This is a genomic window from Methylobacterium phyllosphaerae (genome assembly GCF_001936175.1).
Taxonomy (GTDB): Bacteria; Pseudomonadota; Alphaproteobacteria; order Rhizobiales; family Beijerinckiaceae; genus Methylobacterium; species Methylobacterium fujisawaense.
This window is the reverse complement of record NZ_CP015367.1, coordinates 3,419,145-3,442,086: the sequence shown is the minus strand read 5'-3', so window position 1 is coordinate 3,442,086 and position 22,942 is coordinate 3,419,145. Positions and strand designations below refer to the sequence as shown.

Genomic DNA, 22,942 nt, shown 5'->3' with positions numbered 1-22,942 from the left:
ACGGTTCGGTACCCTCGCCCGGCCTGTGACGGCCGGGCGCAGGCGGCGGCCCTGGAGGCAGCCCTAGATCCCGTGGATCGCCCACGACCCGGAGCCTCCCCGATGACCGACGATCCGCGCGAGGCCGGGCCGCAGCCGCCCTTTCCCGGCGACCAGCAGCAGCCCCGGCCGGGCCTGACTTCCAAGATGACGCCGCGGCCCGACCACGGCGAGGACAGCTATGTCGGCAAGGGGCTCCTCACGGGCCACGCGGCGCTGATCACCGGCGGCGATTCCGGCATAGGCCGGGCTGTGGCCATCGCGTATGCCCGCGAAGGCGCCGACGTGGCGATCTCCTATCTCGACGTCGAGCAGGAGGATGCCGAGGACACGAAGGCCTGGGTCGAGAAGGCCGGCCGGCGCTGCCTGCTCCTTCCCGGCGACATCCGCGACGAGGACCATTGTCGCGACCTCGTGGCGAGGACCGTGGCGGCGTTCGGGCGCCTCGACGTCCTCGTGAACAACGCCGCCGCCCAGGTGGTGAACGACAGCCTCGACGACGTGAAGGCTCCCGACATCGAGGGCTCGTTCCGCGCCAACGTCTTCGCCATGTACCACCTCGCCCAGGCCGCGGTGCCGCACATGAAGCCCGGGGGGGCGATCGTGAACAGCACGAGCGTGCAGGCCAAGGTCGCCGATCCCAGCATGCTGATCTACGCCGCCACCAAGGGCGCGATCGCGAGTCTGACCATCGGCTTGTCGAACCTGCTGGCGCCGAAGGGGATCCGGGTGAACTGCGTCGCCCCGGGGCCGGTCTGGACGCCGATCCAGCCGATCGTGAAGAGTCCGGAGCAGATCGAGCAGCTCGGCGCGCAGACCCCGCTCGGCCGCGCCGGCCAGCCCGCGGAACTCGCTCCGGCCTACGTGCTGCTCGCCTCCCGCGAGGGCAGCTACATGTCCGGGGCGCTGGTGCCGGTCACCGGCGGCATCCCGATGCTCTGAGCGCCGGGTCCGCGCGGAGGCTCGAGCCTATCTTCGCATCCCGAGAGGGGGAAGCCGCCTCGGTCGTGTCGGCGCGCCTGTCGGCCGCCGCGGACCGGCCGGCGGCCGACAGGCGCGACGGCGCCCGCGCGATGCATCGGACATCGACGGCGGATCGGTTTTCAACGGCGGGAGGGACCTGTAGGTGTCCCGGGCTTGGCCTGCGGCGGTCGCACCGCTGCGGACCCGAACGCCGCGTCGCGCCATCCGGGTGCGGCCGCCCCCGACGGAGACGACGATGAGCGATGCCCAGACCCGGACCGCATTGGTGACGGGGGCTGCCCGCGGCATCGGGCTCGCCACCGCGACCCGCTTCCTCGCGGATGGCTGGAACGTCGCCCTGCTCGATATCGACGGTCCGGGCGTGGCCGCGGCGACGGAGCGGCTCGGCCGTCCGGAGGCCGCGCTGGCGGTGACGGCCGACGTCTCCGAGCCCGAGGCGGTCGCGGCGGCGATCCGGCAGGTCGGCGACCGGTTCGGGCGGCTCGACGCCCTGGTCAACAATGCCGGCATCGCGATCTTCAAGCCGCTGATGGAGACCACCTTTGCGGACTGGTCGCGGGTGCTCGCGGTCAACCTGTCCGGTCCGTTCCTGTGCACGCAGGCCGCCGTGCCGCTCCTGTCCGAGCGCGGCGGGGCGATCGTGAACGTCACCTCGATCTCGGGCCTGCGCGCCTCGACCCTGCGGACGGCCTACGGCACCAGCAAGGCGGCGCTGGCGCAGCTCACCCAGCAGCAGGCCGTCGAGTTGGCGCGCTGGGGCATCCGCGTGAACGCCGTCGCCCCCGGCCCGGTGGATACCGCGATGGCCAAGGCGGTCCACAGCCCCGAGATCCGGGCGGATTATCACGACACCGTCCCGCTCGGCCGCTACGGGCTGGAGACGGAACTCGCGGAGGCGATCGTCTTCCTCTGCTCGGAGCGCGCCTCCTACATCACCGGCCAGCAGCTCGCCGTCGACGGCGGTTTCGAGGCGACGGGCATCGGCCTGAAAACCCTGCGCGGCGGACGGAACGCCTGAGCCCGACGCAGGGCCGGATCTCCCGGTTTCGGACAGGGTTCGTTAACCCTGCCGCCGTAGCCCCGAAGCTTGGTCAACAGGCGCGGGTGCCATGCCGAGACTCGGCTCCATGATCCTCGACGGTCTAGCGTTCCTCCTGGCCGCGATCGCCCTCACGGCGGTCGTCGCCGGCTACGAGCGCAATCTGCCGGATCCGGGCGCGTCACTCGCCGAAGGCCCGCCTGCCTGGATCGACCCGGTCACGACGGGGGCGATCACACCGGCGGCGCCGGGCGCGGCGTCTCGCTGGGCGGACGCGCAGCTCCTGATCCCGGCCGCGGACACGGATCGGCCGCACCACGCCGACGGCGGCGCCTGGGTGAACCCGCCGCGCCGCTGAGACATCCGCCTCGGGTCGGCGACCATCACAACTGATCGTTAACTATGGTTGCCGAACCTTCCACCGCACAGCGAAGCGGAGAGGCATCCATGACGCGCGACGGAAACCGCCCCCATCCCAGCGCCCTGGCGCGGTACCCGGTTCCGATCGAGCTGATCTCGGCGCTGTTCCGCGCCGACGACGCGGAGCGCGACCGGCTGCTCGCCCCGATGCCGGCCTATGGGCGAGCCCGGATCGCGGCCTATTGCGCCGACAACGCGCGGCTCGCGGCGCTCGGCCTGAAGGTGGCGCGGTCCTGCGACGAGGCCACGCTCGTCAAGGCGGCGGGCCAGGCCGTCGGCGCCGACCTCTACGCGCGCTCACGGGCCGCCGCGCCGACCCCGGTCCGGCTTCAGGCCGCCTGACCGATCCGTCGCGCGTGGGCCCGTCCGGCCGATCCCGTCGGGTTGATGAATGGCCGGACCTGTCCCGGTTCACGGCGACCGGTGCATCCTCCTGCCATCGGTCCGGTGCGTCCGGCCCGCTGGTTCAGGAGATCGTGTCATGATGCGCTCCAAGATGCTCGGCCTGGTCGCGGTGGTCACGGCGGGGCTCGCCACCGCCACGGCGGCGAACGCGGCACCGTTCGGCTACGGCCTCCCCGATGCCGGGGTCGTGATCGAGCGCGTGGCCGGCGGCTGCGGTCCCGGCTTCCACCCCAATCCCTGGGGCCATTGCCGGCCCAACGAGCGCGGCTGGGGCTGGGGCGGTCCCCGCGGGCCCTACGGGCGGCCGGGCTACGGCGGCTACGAGCGCGGCTATGGCGGCTATGACGGCCCGCGCCGGTTCCACGGCGGCTGGTAGCCCGCGCGGCCGGCTCGGGACCATACCCCGGATCCGGATCGGACCGGATCCGGGCCTGGTTGCCGACTTGTCCCGCCGGAACGGACACCCGCATATTCACGACGGGATAGAGCCGTATTAGTCTCTTCCGGGACGACACATAGTGTCCCGGAGATTTTTCGATATGCGCCGCTATGTATTTGCATCCCTGATGATTGCCGGCGTGGCGGCCGGTGCCTCGCCGGCCGCTGCCCTGTCGACCAAGGAGTGTTCGGCAAAGTATCAGGCCGCCAAGCAGGCGGGGACGCTCAACGGGCAGAAGTGGAACGACTTCCGCAAGGCCGAGTGCGGCGCGGCGGCCGATACCGCCCCGACGACCGCCCCCAACCCGGTGTCGCCGACCGCGACGACCGCCGCGCCCGCGGCCCCGCCGGCGGCCGGTTCGCGCGCCGGAACGACACCGGCCGCCGCCGCCGGATCGGCCGCCTTCCCCCGCGCCATCGATCCGAAATACGCCAAGGAATCGGCCGGCAAGGCCCGCATGCACACCTGTCTCGACAGCTACAACGCGGCCAAGGCCGCCGGCACGTTGGGCGGCATGAAGTGGATCGAGAAGGGCGGCGGCTACTATTCGGCCTGCAACAGGCAGCTCAAGGGCTGAGCCGCTTCGCGGTCGCGGCCCGAGAGGGTCCCGATCCCGCTCGGACCTGGCGCCCGACAAGACAGGCCCCGACGGTCGAAGCGATGCGACCGGCCCCCTGATTCTGGCGGGGAGGGGGGCCGGGTTGGGATTGGTGGAGAGGGCACCGGATCGCGCGATCCGGCGTCGCCCCCACCTTCGGTTCCTCACCGCGAGGGGAGGCGCGCATGCAGCGGCCCGAGATGGGAAAGCATCCGAGCCTGCAGAGACGCCGCCGGCGCCACGACCGGCGCCGGCGGCGCTGTCCCGACCGGACCGACGGCGCCTAGAACGGGATGTCGTCGTCGAGGTCGTAGCCGCCGCGGCTTCCGCCGCCGCCGCCGTTGCCGCCACCGCCCGAGGAGGCCGGAGCCGGACGCCGCTCGCCGCCCTGGGCGCGACCGCCTCCGAAATCGCCGCCGCGGTCACCGCCCCGGCCGCCCCCGAAATCCCCGCCGCGGCTGATCTGGCCGCCGCCCTCTTCCTCGCCGGCGAAGTCGCCGCCGCCGCCGCGCCCGTCGAGGATCGTCATCTCGCCGCGGAAGCGCTGGAGCACCACCTCGGTCGTGTACTTCTCGACGCCGGAATTGTCGGTCCACTTCCGGGTCTGAAGCTGGCCCTCGATATAGACCTTCGAGCCCTTGCGCAGGTACTGCTCGGCCACCCGGGCGAGGTTGTCGTTGTAGATGACGACCGAGTGCCACTCGGTCTTCTCCTTGCGCTCGCCGGTCGCCTTGTCCTTCCACGACTCCGACGTCGCGAGCCGCAGGTTGCAGACCGGGTCGCCCGACCCGAGGCGGCGCATCTCGGGATCACGCCCGAGATTGCCCACCAGAATCACCTTGTTGACGCTGCCCGCCATCGCTCTCTCCTAGTCGTACGGATCTCACTGGGCACTTGCCCGGCGGCGCGCGAACCATGCGCCCGGGCCTCCGGAGCGGCAACCTGCGGGGCGGGCTTGTGCCCGCTTTCCGCAGCGCCGTCGGGTCTGTTTGTTCTATATCCGTTCCAGATCGGCGGCAAGAAGCCGTCAGGACACGCGAACGACGAGCTTGCCGAAATTCCGGCCCTTCAACAGGCCCATGAACGCCTCCGGGGCATTCTCCAGGCCTTCGACCACGTCCTCGCGATAGCGGACGCGTCCGTCCTGGATCCAGCCGGCGACCTCCTTGCGGAACGTCTCGGCCTGCTCGGCGAAGTCCCAGACGATGAAGCCCTGGATGTGCAGCCGGTTGGTCAGGACCGCACGCATCAGGCCGGGCAGGCGGTCCGGGCCGGCGGGCACCTCGGTGGCGTTGTAGGCCGAGACGAGCCCGCAGACCGGGATCCGCGCGAAGGGGTTGAGCAAGGGCATCACGGCGGCGAAGACCGCGCCGCCGACATTCTCGAAGTAGACGTCGATGCCTTTCGGGCAGGCGGCGGCCAGCGCGCCGGGCAGGTCGGGTCCGCGATGGTCGACGGCGGCGTCGAAGCCGAGTTCCTCCGTGAGGTAGCGGCACTTCTCGGGGCCGCCCGCGATCCCGACGGCGCGGGCGCCGTGGATCTTGGCGATCTGCCCGACCAGGGAGCCCACCGGGCCGGCGGCGGCGGCCACCACGACGGTCTCGCCGAATTTCGGCCGGCCGATGTTGAGGAGGCCGGTATAGGCGGTCATGCCCGGCATCCCGAGCACGCCCAGCGCCGTCGAGGGCGGGGCGGCGGCGGGATCGACCTTGCGCGAGCCCTTGCCGTCGGTGACGAAATAGTCCTGCCAGCCCGCGAAGGCGGTCAGCATCTCGCCCACGGCATAGTCCGGGTGGTTCGAGGCGACCACCTCGCCCACCGTCTCGGCGGTGATCGGCGCGCCGATCTCGACGGGCGCCGCGTAGGATTTCGCGTCGCTCATCCGGCCGCGCATATAGGGATCCAGGGACAGCCAGCGGGTGCGCAGGAGGACCTGGCCGGGTCCGGGCTGCGGCACCGGCACCTCCTCCAGGCGGAAGTTCTCGGGCCGCGGCTCACCGTGCGGGCGCGAGGCCAGGACGATGCGTCGGTTCATGGCGGTGGTCATGGCGAACTCCCGGTTATTGCCTGTCGCCTCCGATCTGGGGCGCCGGACCGTGGAGGCAAAGGCGCGGCTGTGATCTCCCGGACGGCTCGCGCGTTGTCCCGTCTCGGGAGCGCGGAGCGGCGGCATGCGGGGAACGGCACTGGGATTCGGGCTGGCGGCGATGGCGACAGGGGCCGCCCTGGCCGGTCCCCTCGACGCCTATCGGGACCGCGCGCGGGTGCTGGTCCTGTCGGCGCCCGAGGCCGGGGACGCGGATCTCCGGGCGCAGCGGGCGGCCCTGGGTTCGGCCCGCACCGGTCTCGCCGACCGCGACCTCGTGGTGCTGGAAGCGGTCGGGTCCGGGGCGCAGGCGCAGGCCCTGCGCACCCGGCTCGGCCTGCCCGCGGACAGCTTCCGCGCCGTGCTGATCGGCAAGGACGGCGGCGCCAAGCTCACCGCCAAGGAGCCGATCGCCCCGCAGGCGCTGTTCGCCACGATCGACGCGATGCCGATGCGCCGCGCCGAGATGCGCGAGCGCCGCTAGGGCCGGATCCCCTGTGAACCGACGGGGTGCGGACACCAACGGTTAAGCCTACCGGCCTATCACCGAAACGTGTCGACGGCCGCGTATCGGCCGTCCGTTGAGGCCCGCCAGGACGCTCGGACGAGACGCTCGAATCGATGACCCGACAACAAGTCGCCACCGCCATCCGCCGCCTCGTCGACCTGCAGGTCGAGGATATCGAGCGCGCGGTCCGCGACGGCCATAAGACCATCGCGCTGAACGAGCTGGCGGATCTGAACCGCCAGCTCAAGGCCTTCGCGGCCGCCCTCAAGAAGGCGCCGGCCCGCATCTGAGCCGGCGCGACCCTACCAGCGCGGTCCGCCCCAGCGACGGGGCGGAATGTCCTCCGGCGGCGGAGGCGGCGGGGGCGGCCCGCGGTCGACGACTGGCTCGTCGCAGACCCGCACCCGGCGCAAAACCGGCGCGCCATCCGGATCGAACCGACGCCGCACGAATTCCCGGCACGCTTCGGGGGGCGCCGCCGTGAAGCGTGGGCCGCGGAACGCGGCCTCGGGACGTGGCGGCGGCGGCGGTCGGCGCTCCGGCTCCTCCTCCTGAGCGGGATCGCCATAGCCATGAGGAGGCGCGTAGGGACCGTCGAAATCGGCGGCCAGCGCCGGGCCCGTGGCGAGGAGCAGGGCGCAGAAAGCTGTGCGGACGAGGGAACGACGAGCGGGCACGGGGGCCTCGGCGTGATCGGGCGCGCGGGGATCGCGGCCATCATCACCGGAGCTAGCGCCAATGCGCCTGAACCCTCCCCGTGTGGTGCTGTCGGTTGCCGTTCAGCCGGCTATTTCTGCATCGCGTTGATTTCGCACTGGGCGTAGTCCGCGCTCGCCTTCACGTAGGCGTTGAGCTTCTGCAGGTAGGCCTCGGCGATCGGCCGGAACGCCTGCGCCTGCAGGTTATAGGCCTTGATCGCGTCGTTGTAGCTGTAGCCCTCCCAGCCCGGGCAGCCCTCCTTGGCGTCGAGGCAGGCGGGCTTCTGCGGCAGCGCCGGCTTGGTCGGGCGGGCCGAGGCCGGCGGCGGCTCGGGCGCCGTGCAGGCTGCGACGGCCTGTGCCGCGGCCGCCGGGGGCGGCGCGGCGGGAGCCGCCTTGGCGGCCGGCTTCGCGGGTGCGGGCGGCGTCGCGAGGGCGACCGTCGGCGCGAGCAAGCCCGCGATCAGGAGAAGCGTGCCGCGCATGGCGTCTTGAAAGCTCCGCTGGGCCCGGGGCCGCCGGCGGCGGAGGACCGGGAGCGGGTTCTGCTGCATCAGGCCCGCGGCGACAAGGGCTCCCGGACCGGATCCCGGCGGGGCGTGGCGGCCGGCCGCCTCGTCGGCGCCGGGCCGGCGGCGCGCGCCTTCGGACGGCGCACCAGCGCCAGGAGCGGCAGCGACAGACCGACCGCCAGCACCCACCAGGCCGGCCGGATCGGCCCGGAGAAGTCCAGGTTGGCGGCGAGCACGAGGCTGGCCGGTACGCCGCTGGCGAGCCCGTACCAGGCGGCTTCGAGACCCGCGGTGGCGAGGCCGGCGAGGATCGCGAGCAGCAGGAGCGACCAGGGCCGCTCCGGCCATTTGAACCGCCGCATCACCCGCCAGCCCATCAGCAGCAGGAACAGGCCGGCCGAGAAGACCGGATCGGTGACGTCGATCTTGGACTGCAGGAAGTAGTGGACCAGGGCCAGGACGGCGATCGTGTAGACGAGGCGGTGCAGCCGGTTCCAGTTCGGGCCGAGGTTCCGGATCGCCGCATCCGTGGAGGTCAGGCCGAGGGCGATCAGGCCGATCAGCGCCACGAAGCCGATCGTCAGGTAAAGCCGCAGGGCGATCTCCGAGACGACCTTGGTGAGGATCAGGTTCTGGTCGACGGCGTAGAGGGTGAGATGGGCCACCGCGTAGGCCATCACGGTGATGCCGAGCATCCGCCGCACCGCGATGACCTTCGCCCAGTCGGCGATGCGGCGGAGCGGCGAGATCGCCAGGGAAAACAGCAGGAAGCGCACCGCCCACTCGCCGGTCGCGTGGATCAGCGCGGTGATCGGCTTCGCGCCCAGCGCGTCGAGCCGGTAGGCGGCCGCGAGGTACAGGGCCGGGGCGATGCAGGCCAGGAAGACCGCGAGCTTCAGCCACGAGAGGCGACCGGCCCGGTCGAGCCAGGGGCGGGGGATGGCGGGGAGAACGGCCGAGCGGTCGATCATGGGTCTCGGACAGGCTCTTTTTCGGTGAGGGACGGCGGCGACCCGCCAGCGACATGCGCCACGGCGAGAACGGCCGCCCCCGGGCTCCGGTGCCGGCACGGGTCGGTTCGCCGCGGCCGGGCGCAGGTTACACGGGCCTGTCGCCCGGCACGGTTGACCTCGGCCGCGCCGCGGCGAGATAGCGGGGCGACGGACACCGGATGGATCCCATGCAGTACCGCAAACTCGGCCGCTCCGGCCTCAAGGTCTCGCCGATCTGCCTCGGCACGATGATGTTCGGCGGCCCCACCGACGAGGCCACCGCCGGCCGCATCGTCGGCAGCGCCCGGGAGGCGGGGATCAACTTCATCGACACGGCCAACGTCTACACGGAGGGCCGCTCGGAGGAGATCACCGGCCGGGCCATCAAGGGCGACCGCGCCGCCTGGATCCTGGCCACCAAGGTCGCCAACCCGACGGGCGAGGGCGTCAACGACCGCGGCCTGTCGCGGGTCCACGTGATGAAGGCCGCCGAGGACAGCCTGCGCCGCCTCGGCACCGATGTCATCGACATCTACTACCTGCACAAGGAAGACCACGATACGCCGCTCGCCGAGACGGTGCGGGCGATGGCCGACCTCGTGCGGGCGGGCAAGATCCGCCATTTCGGCGTCTCGAACCACCGCTCCTGGCGGGTCGCCGAGATCTGCCGGCTCTGCGACGAGCTGGGGATCGACCGGCCGGTGGTGAGCCAGCCCTACTACAACGCCTTCAACCGCATGCCCGAGACCGAGCACCTGCCGGCCTGCGCCCATTACGGGCTCGGCGTCGTGCCGTACTCGCCGCTCGCCCGCGGCGTGCTCACCGGGAAGTACGACCCGGATGCCCCGCCGCCGGCCGAATCCCGCGCCGGTCGCCAGGACACCCGGATGATGCAGACCGAGTGGCGCCCGGAATCCCTGCGCATCGCCCGGACCCTGAAGGCGCACGCCGAGGCGCGGGGCATCACGGCCGGCCAGTTCGCCACCGCCTGGGTGCTGAACAACCGCCTCGTCACCGGCGTCATCGCCGGGCCGCGCACCGAGGCGCAGTGGCAGGAATATCTCGGCGCCCTCGACTACGCCTTCACCCCGGAGGACGAGGCGCTGGTGGACGGGTTCGTGGCTGCGGGCCATCCGACCACGCCGGGCTACAACGATCCCGCCTATCCGCTGGAGGGGCGGGTGCCGCGCGGCGGCTGAAAGGCAGCCGATCCCCAACCCCCTTATCCAGAGGTGCGCGCGCCTCGAAGGAGCCCTCCGGACAGCGCGCGATCCCTGGAGACCGCCTTCGAGGCCTCCTTCGAGGCCGCCGCGACGCTCCGGCACCTCAGGATGAGGCCGAGATCGGGACGAACAGGGCTGCGTCGTGCGCCTGATCCGTCTTGCGCTCCCGGCCGAGGGTCGCTATCTAGCTCTCAACAGTTCTGATGGCAGTCGAGAGGCTGCGGTTCGGGAGTGGGCCCCACCGGGTCCGCTCTTTTTTTTCGCCGCAGAGCCTCTCGCCGCACAAGGCCGCACGCCGCGGGCGGGCCACGCAGAACGCCGCGAAGGTTGCGCGCTCAAACCCATGTCGTCCGAGATCGAAGCGGATCTGTCCGAAAAGCGCCTGGTCCGCGAGGCCGGTGTCGCCGCGCGCGTCGCGCAGGCGATCGAGGGGCCGCTCCAGGGCCTCGGCTTCCGGCTGGTCCGGGTGAAGATGTCCAACATCAACGGCTGCACCGTGCAGATCATGGCGGAGCGGCCGGACGGCTCCTTCACCATCGACGATTGCGAGGCGGTGAGCCGCGCGATCTCGCCGATCCTCGACGTCGACGATCCGGTGGGTGGCGCCTACAACTTGGAAGTTTCTTCGCCGGGGATCGACCGGCCGCTGGTGCGGATCTCGGACTTCGCCCGCTGGGTCGGCTACGAGGCCAAGGTCGAGCTGAGCCCGCCGCTCGACGGGCGCAAGCGCTTCCGCGGCATCCTCGGCGCGCCGGATCTGGACAGGCAGACGGTCCCGATCGACCTGCCCGACGTGAAGGAAGGGCTGCCGAGCCGCATCGACCTGCCGCTCAAGGACCTCGCCGAGGCCCATCTCGTCCTCACCGACGACTTGATCCGCGAATCGCTCCGCCGCGGCGGACCGCCCCCCGCGGACGAGGCCGAGGAGACGGACGACGCGGAGCCCGCCGAGGAGCGCGCGGCGCCGCCGGCGCGCAGCCCCTTCCAGCCGAAGGGGCCCCGGAAGGCCAGCCCCGCGGCCAAGCTCCAGAAGCCGGCGCGGACCGGTCCGAAGAAGCCGGTCGTGACCAAGGCGTCCCGGCTGAAGGACCGCGATTCGCTGCATTGAGACCTCAATGTCGGCCGCCCGGCGGTCGGCTCGAAGATTTGACGGAAGAGAAGGACCGACACCGATGGCCGTCGTCAGCGCCAACAGGCTCGAACTCCTCCAGATCGCCGATGCGGTCGCCCGCGAGAAGGTGATCGACCGCTCCATCGTCATCGATGCGATGGAGGAGGCGATCGCCAAGGCCGCGCGTTCCCGCTACGGCGCCGAGACCGACGTTCACGCCGAGATCGACCCGAAGACCGGGGCTTTGCGCCTCTCGCGCCACCTCCTGGTCGTCGATCAGGTGGAGAACGACGCCCGCGAGATCACCCTGGACCAGGCCCGCCGCTACAACCCGGGGGCCCTCGTCGGCGACGTCATCTCCGACACCCTGCCGCCCTTCGATTTCGGCCGCGTCGCCGCGCAGTCGGCCAAGCAGGTCATCGTCCAGAAGGTGCGCGACGCCGAGCGCGCCCGCCAGTTCGACGAGTACAAGGACCGCATCGGCGAGATCCTCAACGGCATCGTGAAGCGGGTCGAGTACGGCAACGTCATCGTGGATCTGGGCCGCGGCGAGGGCATCGTGCGCCGGGACGAGATGATCCCGCGCGAGACCTTCCGGCCGGGCGACCGCATCCGCTCCTACCTGTTCGACGTGCGCTCGGAAGTGCGCGGGCCGCAGATCTTCCTGTCGCGCTCGCACCCGCAGTTCATGGCCAAGCTGTTCGGCCAGGAAGTGCCCGAGATCTACGACGGCATCGTCGAGGTGAAGGCTGTGGCCCGCGACCCGGGCTCCCGCGCCAAGATCGCGGTGATCTCCCGTGACGGCAGCATCGACCCGGTTGGCGCCTGCGTCGGCATGCGCGGCTCGCGCGTGCAGGCCGTGGTCGGCGAGCTGCAGGGCGAGAAGATCGACATCATCCCGTGGTCCGAGGACGAGGCGACCTTCATCGTCAACGCCCTCCAGCCCGCCGAGGTGGTGAAGGTGGTGCTCGACGAGGAGGCCGACCGCATCGAGGTGGTGGTGCCGGACGACCAGCTGTCGCTGGCCATCGGCCGCCGCGGCCAGAACGTGCGCCTCGCCTCCCAGCTCACCGGCTGGGACATCGACATCCTCACCGAGGCCGAGGAGTCGGAGCGCCGCCAGAAGGAGTTCGCCGAGCGGACCCAGGTCTTCATGGAGGCGCTGGACGTCGACGAGACCGTCGGCCAGCTGCTCGCGGCGGAAGGCTTCCGCAACGTCGAGGAGATCGCCTACGTCGACATCCAGGAGCTCTCCGGCATCCAGGGTCTCGACGAGGAGACCGGCACCGAGATCCAGGCCCGCGCCCAGGACCACCTCGCCCGGATCGAGCAGGCCCACGACGCCCGCCGCACCGAGCTCGGCGTCGCCGACGAGCTCCGCGAGATCGAGGGCATCACCACGCCCATGATGGTCGCCCTTGGCGAGAACGACGTGAAGAGCGTCGAGGATCTGGCGGGCTGCGCCACCGATGATCTCGTCGGCTACACGGAAGGCCGCGGCCCCGAAGCGGTGCGTCATGCGGGCTACCTCGACGGCTTCGACCTGTCCCGCGCCGAGGCGGAAGCTCTGATCATGGCCGCCCGCCTCAAGGCCGGCTGGATCGAGGCGCTGCCGGAGCCGGAAGGCGAAGACGGTGCCGAGGAAGGGGCCGAGGAAGGGGCCGAGGCGGCCGAGGGCGAAGAAGCCGCCCGGGCCGAGGGCTGAGCCGAAGGCCGGCGGCGGAAACGCGATGGTCGCGGACGACACGACCCTGCCCGAGGACGGGCTGGCTGCCGGGGGGCTCGATGCCGGCCCCGGCCGCCGCGCGCCCGAGCGGACCTGCCTCGTCACGCGCGTCGCCCAGGCGCCGGAGGCGATGATCCGGTTCGTGCGCGGGCCGGACGGCAGCGTCGTCCCCGACCTGCGCGCCAAGCTCCCGGGGCGCGGCGCCTGGATCAGCGCCCGGCGCGAGGCGGTCGCCACCGCCGTGCGCAAGAATCTTTTCTCGCGGGCCTTCAAGGGGCCGACCCCGGCCGCGCCCGATCTGCCGGACCGGATCGCCGCGGGGCTCCGGGAGGATCTGCGGCAGGCCATCGCGCTCGCCAACAAGGCGGGCTGCATCGTCGCGGGCTTCTCGAAGGTCGAGGCGGCGATCGGCGGCCAGCCCGGTGCCATCGCGGTGATCCACGCCGCCGAGGCGAGCCCGGATGGCCGGCGGAAGATCGCGTCGGCCTTGCACAGGCGCCATGGCGAGGCCATGTCAAGGATCCCGATCATCGATGACCTGTTCGAAGACGAATTGGACATGGCTTTAGGTCGGGGTCATGTGATACACGCTGCGCTCGTCGCAGGAGCCGGAGCCGCCGGCTGCCTGTCGCGTTGGCGTCGGCTACGCTCCTTCGAGGGCGCCGCCGCGGCGACCGGGGAGCCCGATCCAGCCCAAATCGGCGGGATCGATGAAGCCTCACGTTGACGACGCAGGACGGATTTGGCCGGCGCCACCGGGCGTCGGTTCACGGGACGATGGAAACCCTCAGGGTTCAGGCTGAATGAGCGATACGAATAACCCGGGCGACAAGACTCTGAATCGGACTTCCCCGAAGCCGCTTTCCCTCAAGCGGCCGATCGAGGCGGGCACCGTGCGTCAGAGCTTCTCCCATGGCCGCTCCAAGCAGGTCGTGGTCGAGACGGTGAAGCGCCGCGTGATCGGCGCGGCTCCGGCCGCTCCTGCCCGTGAGCCTGCACCCGCACCGCGTCCGGCACCGGCCGCGCCCGCGGCCGCGGCCCCCCGTCCGGCCCAGCGGCCGGCCTCGGGTGTGGTCCTGCGCACGCTGAGCGAACAGGAGAGCGCCGCCCGCGCGGCAGCCCTCGCCGACGCGCAGCGCCGTGAGGCCGAGGCCCGCCGCAAGGCCGAGGCCGAGGCCGAGGCGCGCCGCCGCGAAGCCGAGGAGCAGGCCCGCCGCGAACGCGAGGCCGCCGAGGCCCGCCGCCGCGAGGAGGAGGAGCGCAAGGCCGCGGCTGCGGCAGCCGCGGCTGCGGCGGCTGAGGCCGCCAAGGCTGCAGAAAAGGCAGCCGAAACCCAGGCGGCCGCTCCCGCACCCGCTCCCGCCCCCACCGCCGCTGCGCCTGCCGCTGCTGCACCTGCCCGTCCGGCCGAAGCGCCTGCCGCGCCGCCTGCCGCTGCCCGTCCGGCCGCGGCTGCGCCCGCGCGTCCGGCCGCTGCGCCGGCCCGTCCGGCTGCTGCGCGTCCGGCTGCGCCCGCCGCGGCTCCGGCCGCGCCGCGCCCCCCGCTGACGCCCCGACCCTCCACGGGCGAGCCGCGCAAGACGATCACGGCCGATTCGCGCAAGCCGCGCGATCTCAACTTCATGGCCAAGCCCGCTCCGGCGCCCGAGCCCGAGAAGAGCGCGACGCCGGCGACCGCCGCCCGTCCTGCCGGTGCCGGCGCCGCGGCGCGGCCGGCCGGTCGCGGTGCCCAGACCAACGACGACGAGTCCGAGACCAAGCGGGTCATCCGCCGTCCCGGCATGCCGCTCAAGATCATCACGCCGCCCAAGACGCCGAAGTCTCCGGGCGGTGACCGCAACCGCGGTCGCCTGACCATCGCCAACGCCACCTCGGGCGAGGACGAGCGGACACGCTCGGTCGCCTCGTTCCGCCGCCGTCAGCAGCGCATGAGCGGCCGCGGTCAGGTGGAGCAGAAGGAGAAGCTGTCCCGCGAGGTGACGATCCCCGAGACGATCACGATCCAGGAACTCGCCAACCGCATGTCGGAGCGGGCCGTCGACGTGATCCGCATGCTGATGAAGCAGGGCCAAATCCACAAGATCACCGACGTGATCGATTCGGACACCGCCCAGCTCATCGCCGAGGAGCTCGGTCACACGGTCCGTCGCGTCGCCGAATCCGATGTCGAGGAGGGCCTGTCGTCCGACGAGCCGGATCTGGAGGAGGATCTCGATCCCCGTCCGCCGGTGGTCACAATCATGGGCCACGTCGACCACGGCAAGACGTCGCTGCTCGACGCGATCCGCAAGGCGAACGTGGTCGAGGGCGAGGCCGGCGGCATCACCCAGCACATCGGCGCCTATCAGGTCGCGTCGCCGTCCGGCGACATGATCACCTTCATCGACACCCCGGGCCACGCGGCGTTCACGTCGATGCGCGCCCGCGGCGCCAAGGTCACCGATATCGTCGTGGTCGTGGTCGCGGCCGATGACGGCGTCATGCCCCAGACCATCGAGGCCATCCAGCACGCCAAGGCGGCCGGTGTCCCGCTGATCATCGCGGTCAACAAGATCGACAAGCCGGATGCCAAGCCGGAGCGGGTCCGCACCGAGCTGTTGCAGCACGACATCCAGGTCGAGTCGATGGGCGGTGAGACCCTCGAGTTCGAGGTCTCGGCCAAGACCGGCGAAGGACTGCCGGAGCTTCTGGAGGGTATCCAGATCCAGGCCGAGATCATGAACCTGCGCGCCAACGAGAAGCGCGACGGCGAGGGTACGGTCATCGAGGCGCAGCTCGACCGCGGTCGCGGCCCCGTGGCCACGGTCCTGGTCCAGCGCGGTACCCTGTTCACCGGCGACATCGTCGTGGCGGGCGCCGAGTGGGGCCGCGTGCGCGCCCTGATCGACGACCTCGGCGAGAACGTCCAGTACGCCGGGCCTTCGGTCCCCGTGGAGGTGCTGGGCTTCAACGGCACGCCGGACGCCGGCGACCGCGTGACCGTGGTGCCGAGCGAGGCCCGCGCCCGCGAGGTCACCGAGTACCGCGCCCGCCAGAAGCGCGAGCGTCAGAACGCCCGGACCGGCGGCGCCAACCGGTCGCTCGTCGATATGATGCGCGACCTCAAGGAAGGCGCCGGCCGGAAGGAACTGCCGGTCGTCATCAAGGGCGACGTGCAGGGCTCGGTCGAGGCGATCTCGGGCGCGCTGGAGAAGCTCGGCAACGACGAGGTCGCGGCCCGCATTCTTCTGGCGGGTGTCGGCGGCATCACCGAGTCGGACATCACCCTGGCGCAGGCCTCCAAGGCGGTGGTTATCGGCTTCAACGTGCGCGCCCTCAAGGAGGCCCGCGAGGCCGCCGAGCGGGCCGGCATCGAGATCCGGTACTACAACATCATCTACGACCTCGTGGACGACATCAAAGCCACGCTGTCGGGGATGCTGCCGCCGACGCTCCGCGAGGAGCGCCTGGGCGAGGCCGTCATCCAGGAGGTCTTCGAGGTCTCGAAGGTCGGCAAGGTCGCGGGTTGCCGCGTCCAGGACGGCATCGTCGAGCGCGGCGCCCATGTCCGCCTGATCCGCGACAGCGTCGTGATCCACGAGGGCAAGCTGAAGACCCTCAAGCGCTTCAAGGACGATGCGAAGGAAGTCACCTCCGGCCAGGAGTGCGGCATGGCCTTCGAGAACTTCGAGAACATGCGCGCCGGCGACGTGATCGAGTGCTACCGGGTCGAGGAGATCCGCCGCACCCTCTGACACGCCGGACTCATCCGGACAGGGCGGCCGCGGCACCTGCCGCGGCCGTCTTTTCGTTTTCAGGACGTGAGCCGTCCGCTCCGGCGGAAAGGCCCGAGACAGAATGGCCCAGAAACCGACTTCCACCGGCCCCTCGCAGCGCCAGCAGCGCGTGGCCGAACTCGTGCGCCACGCGCTCGCCGAGGTGCTCCAGCGCGGCGACATCCAGGATCCGGTGCTCGGCACGCATGTCGTGACCGTCCCGGAGGTGCGGATGTCGCCCGACCTGAAGCTCGCCACCGCCTACGTGATGCCGCTCGGCGGTCTCGACGAGGCGCCGGTGATCGCCGCCCTGGAGCGCCACCGGAAGGTGCTGCGCCAGGAGGTGGCGCGGCGGGTGAACCTGAAATTCGCCCCGGAACTGCGGTTCCGACGGGACGAGACCTTCGACGAGGCGGCCCGCATCGACAAGCTGCTGCGGGACGAGCGGGTCCAGCGCGACCTTGAGACCGGGCACGAGGACGACGAACCGGAGACCGGGACGGGGCATTGAGTCCCGATACCCAACAGAAAGGGACGGGGCATCGACCCCGGGGGACAACGCGGACATGACGGTTTCCATGGAAGATCTTCCGCCGGCCGAGCACCAGGCTCCCGTGCCGGGCGCTGAGCGTCGTGGCCCGGAGGGCCGCCGTCCGCAGCGCGGGCCGCGTCCCGACCGCCCGAAGCGCCGGGACGTCTCGGGCTGGGTGATCCTCGACAAGCATGTCGGCATGACCTCGACCCATGCGGTCGCGGTGGTGAAGCGCGCCTTCAACGCCAAGAAGGCGGGCCATGCCGGCACCCTCGATCCGCTGGCCTCCGGCATCCTGCCGATCGCCCTCGGCGAGGCGACCAAGACCGTCCCGTTCGTGATGGACGGCCGGAAGGCCTATCGGTTCACCGTGCAGTGGGGCATCGAGACCGATACCGACGATGCCGAGGGGCGTCCCGTGGCCACCAGCGAGACCCGCCCGGACCGTGCGGCGGTCGAGGCCGCGCTCCCGGCCTTCGTGGGCGCCATCGAGCAGGTGCCGCCGCGCTACTCGGCGATCAAGATCCAGGGCGAGCGCGCCTACGACCTCGCCCGCGAGGGCGAAGTGGTGGAACTCGTGGCCCGGCCGGTGCAGATCGACCGGCTCGCGGTGGTCGAGCATGACGGCGAGCGCACCGTGATCGAGGCGGAGTGCGGCAAGGGCACCTACGTGCGGGCGCTGGCCCGCGACCTCGGCCGGATGCTCGGCTGCTACGGCCATGTGGCGGCCCTGCGCCGGACCCGCGTCGGTCCCTTCTCCGAGGCCGAGGCCTGCCCGGTCTCGGCCCTGACCGACGGCAGCCCGGAGGCGGCGCTCGCCTATCTGCGTCCGGTGGAGACGGCCCTCGATGCCATCCCGGAAGTCGCGGTCTCCCGTGATCTGGGCCTGCGCCTGATGCGGGGCCAGCCGGTGATCCTGCGGGGCCGGGACGCCCCCGTCGAAGGCAAGGCCTTCGCAACCTGTGCTGGCATTCTGGTCGCCGTCGGCGATGTAGAGCGTGGCGAACTGATCCCCCACCGGGTGTTCCACCTCGGCGGCACGGCCCCTGGCCGCAGCGCCTGAAACGCCGGCTCCGCACCGCCCGGTCCGGCGCGTGCGGAGCCCCGCCCGGTCCGTGCCGCCCTGAGACGTGATCGCGCAGGCGGAACGAACCTCGGCCGTACCGCTTTGGCTCCGGCGAACGGTCCGGGATGCTCATGCGCGAACTCGACTACGACGTGGCGGTGATCGGTGCCGGCACAGCCGGCATCGCCGCCCATCGCGCCGCTTCGGCCGCGGGGGCGCGGTCGGTGCTGATCGAGCGCGGGCCTGGCGGGACGACCTGCGCGCGCGTCGGCTGCATGCCGTCGAAGCTCCTGATCGCCGCGGGCGCTGCCGCCCACGCGGCCCGCAACACCGGGCTGTTCGGCATCCGGGTCTCCGGCGTCACGGTGGACGGGCCTGCGGTGCTGCGGCGTCTCCGGTCGGAGCGCGACCGGTTCGTCGCCAGCGTCGTCGACGGTCTCGCGGATCTCCCCGAGGACGAACGCCTCCGCGGCACCGCCCGATTCGAGAGCGACCGCACGCTGGTGATCGGAGACGCCATCCGGATCCGCTTCCGGGCGGCGGTCATCGCCACCGGGTCGAGCCCGATCGTGCCGGAAGCCCTGCAGGGTCTCGGCGCGCGCGTCCTGACCACCGATACCCTCTTCGAAATCCCCGATCTCCCGGATTCGCTGGCCATTCTCGGGGCCGGGCCCGTGGGGATCGAGATCGCCCAGGCGATCGCGCGGCTCGGTGTCGCCGTCACGGTGATCGATGCGGGTGACACCGTCGCCGGCCTGAGCGAGCCGGAACTCGCCCGGCAGGCCGCCGCGATCTTCGGAGCGGACCTGGATCTTCACCTCGGTGCCGAGGTTCGGACGGCAGCGCCGGACGGCGACGGCGTATGCCTGCACTGGATCGACCGTGACGGGCGCGAACAGGTCACCCGGGCGTCGCGGGTGCTGGCCGCCACCGGCCGGGCCCCCAACTTGGATGCCTTGCGGCTTGAGGCGGCGGGCCTCCGCCGCGACGAGGACGGAGTGCCGGAATTCGACCGGCACAGCCTCGTCTGCGCGGGCGCGCCGATCCTGATCGCGGGCGATGCCGACGGCTGGCGCCCTGTCCTGCACGAGGCCAGCCGCCAGGGCCGGATCGCGGGGGGCAACGCTGCCGCCCTGGCCGCGGGCCGCCCGGTCGCGGCCCCCGCCCCCTGGACCCGCCTCGCCATGGTTTTCACCCATCCTCAGGCGGCGGTGATCGGCGCCCCCTACGATCCGGAGAATGCGGGACGGGTCGTCGGCACGATGGACTTCTCGGATCAGGGCCGCGCCCGCGTCGAGGGGACGAATCGCGGCGGCATCCGGCTCTGGGCCGACCGGTCGGGGCACCTCCTCGGCGGCGAGATGCTCGGACCGTCCGTAGAGCACCTCGCGCACCTGCTCACCTACGCAGTCGCGCACAAGCAGACCGCCCAGACCCTGCACGATCAGCCAGTGTACCACCCTACGGTTGAGGAAGGGCTGTTCAGGGCGATGTCTAAGATCGTACAGAGCACTTGAGGTTTTGATCTTGCTGACATCACAAGCATTGCGCTCGGCCCATCCCGTCGCCATACCCAGTTGAATGAGCCGGTTTCGCTCCTGATGCCGCCCAGCCAGGCCCCCAATACCGACGTCGATCTCGACGCCATCGCGCCGGACGCGCTCGACCGCCTGGACCAGGGCGTGATCGGGCTCGATTCGGCTGGCACCGTCGTGGCCTTCAGCGAGGGCGCGAGCGCCATCTCGGGCCTTTCGCGCGAGGCCGTGCTGGGGCGGGACTATTTCCGCGACGTGATGCCGGGCACCAACGTGCCGAATTTCCGGGGCCGGTTTCTGGCAGGGGCCCGCCGCGGGACGCTGGACGAGACCTTCGACTACGTCTTCGGCCGGCTGCCGCAGCCTTTGCGGGCCCGGATCCATATGCGCCATGGCCAGATCGCCGGGGGCAGCCCGGTGACATGGCTGACCATCGATCCGGTGGAGAGCCTCGGGGCCGACCACTCGCGCGAGGCCGTCATGGCGGCGATCGGCCGGCGGGTGCGCGCCGAGCCGGTGGATGCCAGCCTGTGCGAGCGTGAGCCCATCCACATCCCGGGCTCGATCCAGCCCAATGCCGTGATGCTCGCCGCCGACGCCGGGACGCTCCTGGTGGTCGCCTATTCGGCCAATGTCGGCGAGATCGTCGATCCGATCGAGCCGCCTCTGGCGGGGCGCCCCCTCGCGGACGTGCTGCCGGCGGATTTCGTGGCGGCGATCCGCGCCCGTCTGGCGCGCGGGACCCTCCATGACGGCGCGTCCCTGCGCCGGACCCTGGCATTCCCGGGCCGCGGGACCGCCTATCACGCCGTCGCCCATGCCCATGCCGGCCGCCTCATCGTGGAGATGGAGCTGGAGCCCGATTCGGCCGACGATTTCGCCACCGCCAGTCAGGCCGATACCGAACTCGCCGTCGGCCGCCTGCGCGAGGCGGGGACCCTGGCGGATATCGCCCGGATCGCAGCCCTCGAGATCCGGGCGCTCACCGGCTTCGAGGCGGTCTTGGTCTACCGCTTCGACACGGACTGGAACGGCGAGGCCGTGGCCGAGGACAAGGTGCCCGACTGGTCGCGCAGCCTGCTGGGCCTGCGCTTCCCCGCCTCCGACATCCCCGCCCAGGCCCGGGCCCTCTACACCAAGGCCAAGAGCCGCTTCGTCATCGATCGGGACAGCGTGCCCGTCGGGCTGGTCTCGGCGCCCGGCGCCGGCAACGGCCCGATCGACCTGACCTTCGCCCAGCACCGCACGCTGTCGCCGATCCACCTGGAGTACCAGCGCAATCTCGGCGTGAACGGCTCCATGTCGATCTCGATCATGGTCGAGGGGCGGCTCTGGGGCCTGATGATCGGGCATCATCGCCGCCCGCACTACGTCACGCCGGAGACCCGTGCGGCCGCCACGGTGCTGACCGACGCCTTCGCCATGCGGGTGCAGGAGATCGAATCGCGCCGGCTCTGGGCCGAGCGGCAGGCCCATCTCGACGTCGAGGGGCGTCTCGTGCGCGGCCTGACCCGATCCGACGATTTCGTGGCGGCCCTGACCGGCGGCACGACGACGCTGCTCGACCTGTTCGGCGCCACCGGCGCCGGCATCGTTTCAGGCGACCGGGTCACGGGGATCGGGCGGACGCCGCCGGTCGACATGGTGGCGGCGATCGCGGGCTGGCTGCGGGCGGGCGTGCCGGCGGGCGAGGTCGCCTACAGCAGCGACAGCTTCACCGCGGATTATCCGGAGGCGGGTCCGCATCGGGAGATCGCCAGCGGCCTGCTCGCCGTCTTCGTCGATGCCTCGCGCGAGAACCTGCTGCTGTGGTTCCGGCCGGAGGTGCCCAGCACGGTGACCTGGGGTGGCGACCCGCGCAAGCCCGTCCTGGCCGGCAGCGGCCCGGTGGCGGTGCTGCCCCGCCGCTCCTTCGAGCGCTGGGTCGAGGAGCGCACCGGCTTCGCCGCGCCCTGGGCGGAATGGCAGGTCCACCTCGCCGGCTCCCTGGCGGAGGCCGTCGAGGGCGTGGTGCTGCGCCAACGCCGCAAGATCGACGAGCTCACCGGCCTGCTCGCCGAGAAGGAGCGCCTCCTCGAGCAGAAGGATCTGCTCACCCGGGAGATCGACCACCGGGTGAAGAACTCCCTGCAGATCGTCTCGGCCTTCCTGCAGATGCAGCGGCGCCAGATCGCCGACGGCGAGGCGCGGCAGGCCTTCGCCGACACCTCCGCGCGGGTGATGAGCGTCGCGCGGGTGCATGACAGCCTGTACCAGGCCGACCGGTTCGACGAGGTGGATCTCGGCCAGACCATCGAGAGCCTGTGCAACGACCTCGCGGGGCTGGCAGGCGACGGGCATGCCGTCGATCTCTCTGCGGAGCCGGGCCTGATGGTGCCCTACCGCAAGGCGGTGGCGCTCTCGCTGATCGCGACGGAACTCGTCACCAACGCCTTCAAGTATGCGGCCAACCCGACAGGCGGTGGCCGTGTCGAGGTCAGCGTCTCGGCATCGGGCCCCGGCGAGGTCCAGTTGCGGGTCTGCGACGACGGATCGGGCCTGCCCGACGACTGGGCGGACGCCAAGGCGCGGAGCAAGGGCTCGGGACTGGGCATGAAGCTGATCCGGGCGATGCTCGATCAGATCAACGCCAAGCTCACCGTCGCCAACAATCCCGGCGCCTGCTTCACGATCACCGCGTGAGAACCCGCGACGGCCTGCATGCGCGGCTGCGTGCCGCGACCGATCCGGCTCACCGGGCGCTGGAGGCGTCCCTGGACTGGCAGGCGCGGGTCGCGACCCTGAGCGGCTATCGCAACCTGCTGGGGCGTCTCTACGGGTTCCACGCGGTCTGGGAATCCGCCATCGGGTCCGGGCTCGCCGATGAGGTTTTCCTGGCGCCGCGCCGCCGTCTCACGCGCCTCGCCGCCGATCTCGACCATCTCGGCCTGACGCCCTCCGCGGTCGCGGCGCTCCCGCGACCGACTTCCCTGGTCTTCGACGGACCGGCCGCCGCCATGGGCGCGCTCTACGTGCTGGAAGGCTCGACATTGGGCGGCCAGCTGATCGGCCGCCACATCGCCGGCCTGCACGGCTTCTCCGGCGCTGGCCTCGCCTATTACCGGGCGCACGGGCCCGCCGCGGGGGCGATGTGGGCGGCCTTCCGGACGCGCCTGGAGATCTTCGGCGAGGACCCGGCCGCGGAGGCTGCGCTCACCGGCGCGGCCGTGTCGACCTTCTCGGCGATGGGCGCGTGGCTCGGTCCCGGTCCGGAGACTCCGGTCGCCGCCTGAGC

23 protein-coding genes are annotated in these 22,942 nt (G+C 71.7%); 18 read left to right on the top strand and 5 right to left on the bottom strand.

Annotated elements, in window-relative coordinates; genetic code table 11:
* Positions 1-102: 102 nt before the first annotated feature.
* The 6 genes from MCBMB27_RS15595 to MCBMB27_RS15570 all read left to right on the top strand — a co-directional run bounded on the left by MCBMB27_RS15595 (position 103) and on the right by MCBMB27_RS15570 (position 3,903).
* Entirely contained in the window at positions 103-981 is an 879-nt protein-coding gene (locus tag MCBMB27_RS15595) for an SDR family oxidoreductase (RefSeq protein ID WP_043354517.1), read from the top strand.
* A gap of 277 nt (positions 982-1,258) precedes the next feature.
* Positions 1,259-2,041: an SDR family NAD(P)-dependent oxidoreductase gene (locus tag MCBMB27_RS15590; RefSeq protein WP_043385070.1), complete on the top strand. Its 783-nt coding sequence runs from the start codon at positions 1,259-1,261 to the stop codon at positions 2,039-2,041.
* Between the two features lie 91 nt (positions 2,042-2,132).
* Complete coding sequence (locus MCBMB27_RS15585) at positions 2,133-2,420, top strand: hypothetical protein (RefSeq protein ID WP_236952721.1); 288 nt, start codon at positions 2,133-2,135, stop codon at positions 2,418-2,420.
* Between the two features lie 89 nt (positions 2,421-2,509).
* Positions 2,510-2,824 carry a hypothetical protein gene (locus tag MCBMB27_RS15580; RefSeq protein WP_043354509.1) on the top strand — a complete coding sequence of 105 codons (315 nt, stop codon included), beginning with the start codon at positions 2,510-2,512 and terminating at the stop codon, positions 2,822-2,824.
* A 139-nt stretch (positions 2,825-2,963) separates the two neighbouring features.
* On the top strand, positions 2,964-3,263 hold the full coding sequence (locus MCBMB27_RS15575; protein ID WP_075380814.1) for a GCG_CRPN prefix-to-repeats domain-containing protein: 300 nt from the start codon (positions 2,964-2,966) through the stop codon (positions 3,261-3,263).
* A 163-nt stretch (positions 3,264-3,426) separates the two neighbouring features.
* Positions 3,427-3,903 carry a hypothetical protein gene (locus MCBMB27_RS15570; protein ID WP_043385080.1) on the top strand — a complete coding sequence of 159 codons (477 nt, stop codon included), beginning with the start codon at positions 3,427-3,429 and terminating at the stop codon, positions 3,901-3,903.
* A gap of 304 nt (positions 3,904-4,207) precedes the next feature.
* Here MCBMB27_RS15570 and ssb read toward each other — a convergent pair whose 3' ends face one another.
* On the bottom strand, positions 4,208-4,783 hold the full coding sequence (gene ssb, locus MCBMB27_RS15565) for a single-stranded DNA-binding protein (protein ID WP_043354664.1): 576 nt from the start codon (positions 4,781-4,783) through the stop codon (positions 4,208-4,210).
* Positions 4,784-4,951: 168 nt separating this feature from the next.
* The gene (locus MCBMB27_RS15560) at positions 4,952-5,971 is read right to left on the bottom strand and encodes an NADP-dependent oxidoreductase (RefSeq protein WP_043385082.1); all 1,020 of its coding nucleotides are present in this window, start codon (positions 5,969-5,971) and stop codon (positions 4,952-4,954) included.
* Between the two features lie 124 nt (positions 5,972-6,095).
* On the opposite strand from MCBMB27_RS15560, the gene MCBMB27_RS15555 reads away from it, so the two are divergent.
* Both MCBMB27_RS15555 and MCBMB27_RS30250 read left to right on the top strand, forming a co-directional pair.
* Positions 6,096-6,494: a DUF4174 domain-containing protein gene (locus MCBMB27_RS15555; RefSeq protein WP_075380813.1), complete on the top strand. Its 399-nt coding sequence runs from the start codon at positions 6,096-6,098 to the stop codon at positions 6,492-6,494.
* Between the two features lie 137 nt (positions 6,495-6,631).
* Positions 6,632-6,808, top strand: coding sequence for a hypothetical protein (locus MCBMB27_RS30250; protein ID WP_164706367.1), 177 nt, complete (start codon positions 6,632-6,634; stop codon positions 6,806-6,808).
* 12 nt (positions 6,809-6,820) lie between these two features.
* Here MCBMB27_RS30250 and MCBMB27_RS29645 read toward each other — a convergent pair whose 3' ends face one another.
* The 3 genes from MCBMB27_RS29645 to MCBMB27_RS15545 all read right to left on the bottom strand — a co-directional run bounded on the left by MCBMB27_RS29645 (position 6,821) and on the right by MCBMB27_RS15545 (position 8,699).
* Positions 6,821-7,195, bottom strand: coding sequence for a hypothetical protein (locus MCBMB27_RS29645; protein ID WP_139231556.1), 375 nt, complete (start codon positions 7,193-7,195; stop codon positions 6,821-6,823).
* 110 nt (positions 7,196-7,305) lie between these two features.
* Entirely contained in the window at positions 7,306-7,701 is a 396-nt protein-coding gene (locus tag MCBMB27_RS15550; protein WP_075381990.1) for a hypothetical protein, read from the bottom strand.
* Positions 7,702-7,769: 68 nt separating this feature from the next.
* Positions 7,770-8,699 carry a protein-methionine-sulfoxide reductase heme-binding subunit MsrQ gene (locus MCBMB27_RS15545; RefSeq protein ID WP_052083662.1) on the bottom strand — a complete coding sequence of 310 codons (930 nt, stop codon included), beginning with the start codon at positions 8,697-8,699 and terminating at the stop codon, positions 7,770-7,772.
* A gap of 209 nt (positions 8,700-8,908) precedes the next feature.
* On the opposite strand from MCBMB27_RS15545, the gene MCBMB27_RS15540 reads away from it, so the two are divergent.
* The 10 genes from MCBMB27_RS15540 (at position 8,909) to MCBMB27_RS15495 (ending at position 22,940) form a co-directional block, all read left to right on the top strand.
* Entirely contained in the window at positions 8,909-9,919 is a 1,011-nt protein-coding gene (locus tag MCBMB27_RS15540) for an aldo/keto reductase (protein WP_043354665.1), read from the top strand.
* Positions 9,920-10,286: 367 nt separating this feature from the next.
* Entirely contained in the window at positions 10,287-11,051 is a 765-nt protein-coding gene (gene rimP / locus MCBMB27_RS15535) for a ribosome maturation factor RimP (RefSeq protein ID WP_043385087.1), read from the top strand.
* 64 nt (positions 11,052-11,115) lie between these two features.
* Positions 11,116-12,759 carry a transcription termination factor NusA gene (nusA, locus tag MCBMB27_RS15530; RefSeq protein WP_043354656.1) on the top strand — a complete coding sequence of 548 codons (1,644 nt, stop codon included), beginning with the start codon at positions 11,116-11,118 and terminating at the stop codon, positions 12,757-12,759.
* 25 nt (positions 12,760-12,784) lie between these two features.
* Complete coding sequence (locus MCBMB27_RS15525; protein ID WP_075380812.1) at positions 12,785-13,507, top strand: RNA-binding protein; 723 nt, start codon at positions 12,785-12,787, stop codon at positions 13,505-13,507.
* A 76-nt stretch (positions 13,508-13,583) separates the two neighbouring features.
* A complete protein-coding gene (infB, locus tag MCBMB27_RS15520; RefSeq protein ID WP_075380811.1) occupies positions 13,584-16,514 on the top strand; it encodes a translation initiation factor IF-2 in 2,931 nt (976 codons plus the stop codon).
* Positions 16,515-16,617: 103 nt separating this feature from the next.
* Entirely contained in the window at positions 16,618-17,046 is a 429-nt protein-coding gene (rbfA, locus tag MCBMB27_RS15515) for a 30S ribosome-binding factor RbfA (protein WP_043354641.1), read from the top strand.
* A 67-nt stretch (positions 17,047-17,113) separates the two neighbouring features.
* Positions 17,114-18,130 carry a tRNA pseudouridine(55) synthase TruB gene (gene truB, locus MCBMB27_RS15510; RefSeq protein WP_051044951.1) on the top strand — a complete coding sequence of 339 codons (1,017 nt, stop codon included), beginning with the start codon at positions 17,114-17,116 and terminating at the stop codon, positions 18,128-18,130.
* A 134-nt stretch (positions 18,131-18,264) separates the two neighbouring features.
* The gene (locus MCBMB27_RS15505) at positions 18,265-19,650 is read left to right on the top strand and encodes a dihydrolipoyl dehydrogenase (protein ID WP_075381989.1); all 1,386 of its coding nucleotides are present in this window, start codon (positions 18,265-18,267) and stop codon (positions 19,648-19,650) included.
* A gap of 84 nt (positions 19,651-19,734) precedes the next feature.
* Positions 19,735-22,350, top strand: coding sequence for a histidine kinase dimerization/phosphoacceptor domain -containing protein (locus MCBMB27_RS15500; protein WP_043354636.1), 2,616 nt, complete (start codon positions 19,735-19,737; stop codon positions 22,348-22,350).
* Positions 22,347-22,940: a biliverdin-producing heme oxygenase gene (locus MCBMB27_RS15495; RefSeq protein WP_075380810.1), complete on the top strand. Its 594-nt coding sequence runs from the start codon at positions 22,347-22,349 to the stop codon at positions 22,938-22,940. The genes MCBMB27_RS15500 and MCBMB27_RS15495 overlap by 4 nt, the downstream gene beginning before the upstream one ends.
* Positions 22,941-22,942 lie beyond the last annotated feature (2 nt).

What these genes read in the sequence shown, in the direction of transcription:
- MCBMB27_RS15595 (WP_043354517.1), top strand. Translation starts at nt 103, where the DNA reads ATGACCGACGATCCGCGCGAGGCCGGGCCGCAGCCGCCCTTTCCCGGC.
- MCBMB27_RS15590 (WP_043385070.1), top strand. Translation starts at nt 1,259, where the DNA reads ATGAGCGATGCCCAGACCCGGACCGCATTGGTGACGGGGGCTGCCCGC.
- MCBMB27_RS15585 (WP_236952721.1), top strand. Translation starts at nt 2,133, where the DNA reads ATGCCGAGACTCGGCTCCATGATCCTCGACGGTCTAGCGTTCCTCCTG.
- MCBMB27_RS15580 (WP_043354509.1), top strand. Translation starts at nt 2,510, where the DNA reads ATGACGCGCGACGGAAACCGCCCCCATCCCAGCGCCCTGGCGCGGTAC.
- MCBMB27_RS15575 (WP_075380814.1), top strand. Translation starts at nt 2,964, where the DNA reads ATGATGCGCTCCAAGATGCTCGGCCTGGTCGCGGTGGTCACGGCGGGG.
- MCBMB27_RS15570 (WP_043385080.1), top strand. Translation starts at nt 3,427, where the DNA reads ATGCGCCGCTATGTATTTGCATCCCTGATGATTGCCGGCGTGGCGGCC.
- ssb (WP_043354664.1), bottom strand. Translation starts at nt 4,783, where the DNA reads ATGGCGGGCAGCGTCAACAAGGTGATTCTGGTGGGCAATCTCGGGCGT.
- MCBMB27_RS15560 (WP_043385082.1), bottom strand. Translation starts at nt 5,971, where the DNA reads ATGACCACCGCCATGAACCGACGCATCGTCCTGGCCTCGCGCCCGCAC.
- MCBMB27_RS15555 (WP_075380813.1), top strand. Translation starts at nt 6,096, where the DNA reads ATGCGGGGAACGGCACTGGGATTCGGGCTGGCGGCGATGGCGACAGGG.
- MCBMB27_RS30250 (WP_164706367.1), top strand. Translation starts at nt 6,632, where the DNA reads ATGACCCGACAACAAGTCGCCACCGCCATCCGCCGCCTCGTCGACCTG.
- MCBMB27_RS15550 (WP_075381990.1), bottom strand. Translation starts at nt 7,701, where the DNA reads ATGCGCGGCACGCTTCTCCTGATCGCGGGCTTGCTCGCGCCGACGGTC.
- MCBMB27_RS15545 (WP_052083662.1), bottom strand. Translation starts at nt 8,699, where the DNA reads ATGATCGACCGCTCGGCCGTTCTCCCCGCCATCCCCCGCCCCTGGCTC.
- MCBMB27_RS15540 (WP_043354665.1), top strand. Translation starts at nt 8,909, where the DNA reads ATGCAGTACCGCAAACTCGGCCGCTCCGGCCTCAAGGTCTCGCCGATC.
- rimP (WP_043385087.1), top strand. Translation starts at nt 10,287, where the DNA reads ATGTCGTCCGAGATCGAAGCGGATCTGTCCGAAAAGCGCCTGGTCCGC.
- nusA (WP_043354656.1), top strand. Translation starts at nt 11,116, where the DNA reads ATGGCCGTCGTCAGCGCCAACAGGCTCGAACTCCTCCAGATCGCCGAT.
- MCBMB27_RS15525 (WP_075380812.1), top strand. Translation starts at nt 12,785, where the DNA reads ATGGTCGCGGACGACACGACCCTGCCCGAGGACGGGCTGGCTGCCGGG.
- infB (WP_075380811.1), top strand. Translation starts at nt 13,584, where the DNA reads ATGAGCGATACGAATAACCCGGGCGACAAGACTCTGAATCGGACTTCC.
- rbfA (WP_043354641.1), top strand. Translation starts at nt 16,618, where the DNA reads ATGGCCCAGAAACCGACTTCCACCGGCCCCTCGCAGCGCCAGCAGCGC.
- truB (WP_051044951.1), top strand. Translation starts at nt 17,114, where the DNA reads ATGGAAGATCTTCCGCCGGCCGAGCACCAGGCTCCCGTGCCGGGCGCT.
- MCBMB27_RS15505 (WP_075381989.1), top strand. Translation starts at nt 18,265, where the DNA reads ATGCGCGAACTCGACTACGACGTGGCGGTGATCGGTGCCGGCACAGCC.
- MCBMB27_RS15500 (WP_043354636.1), top strand. Translation starts at nt 19,735, where the DNA reads ATGCCGCCCAGCCAGGCCCCCAATACCGACGTCGATCTCGACGCCATC.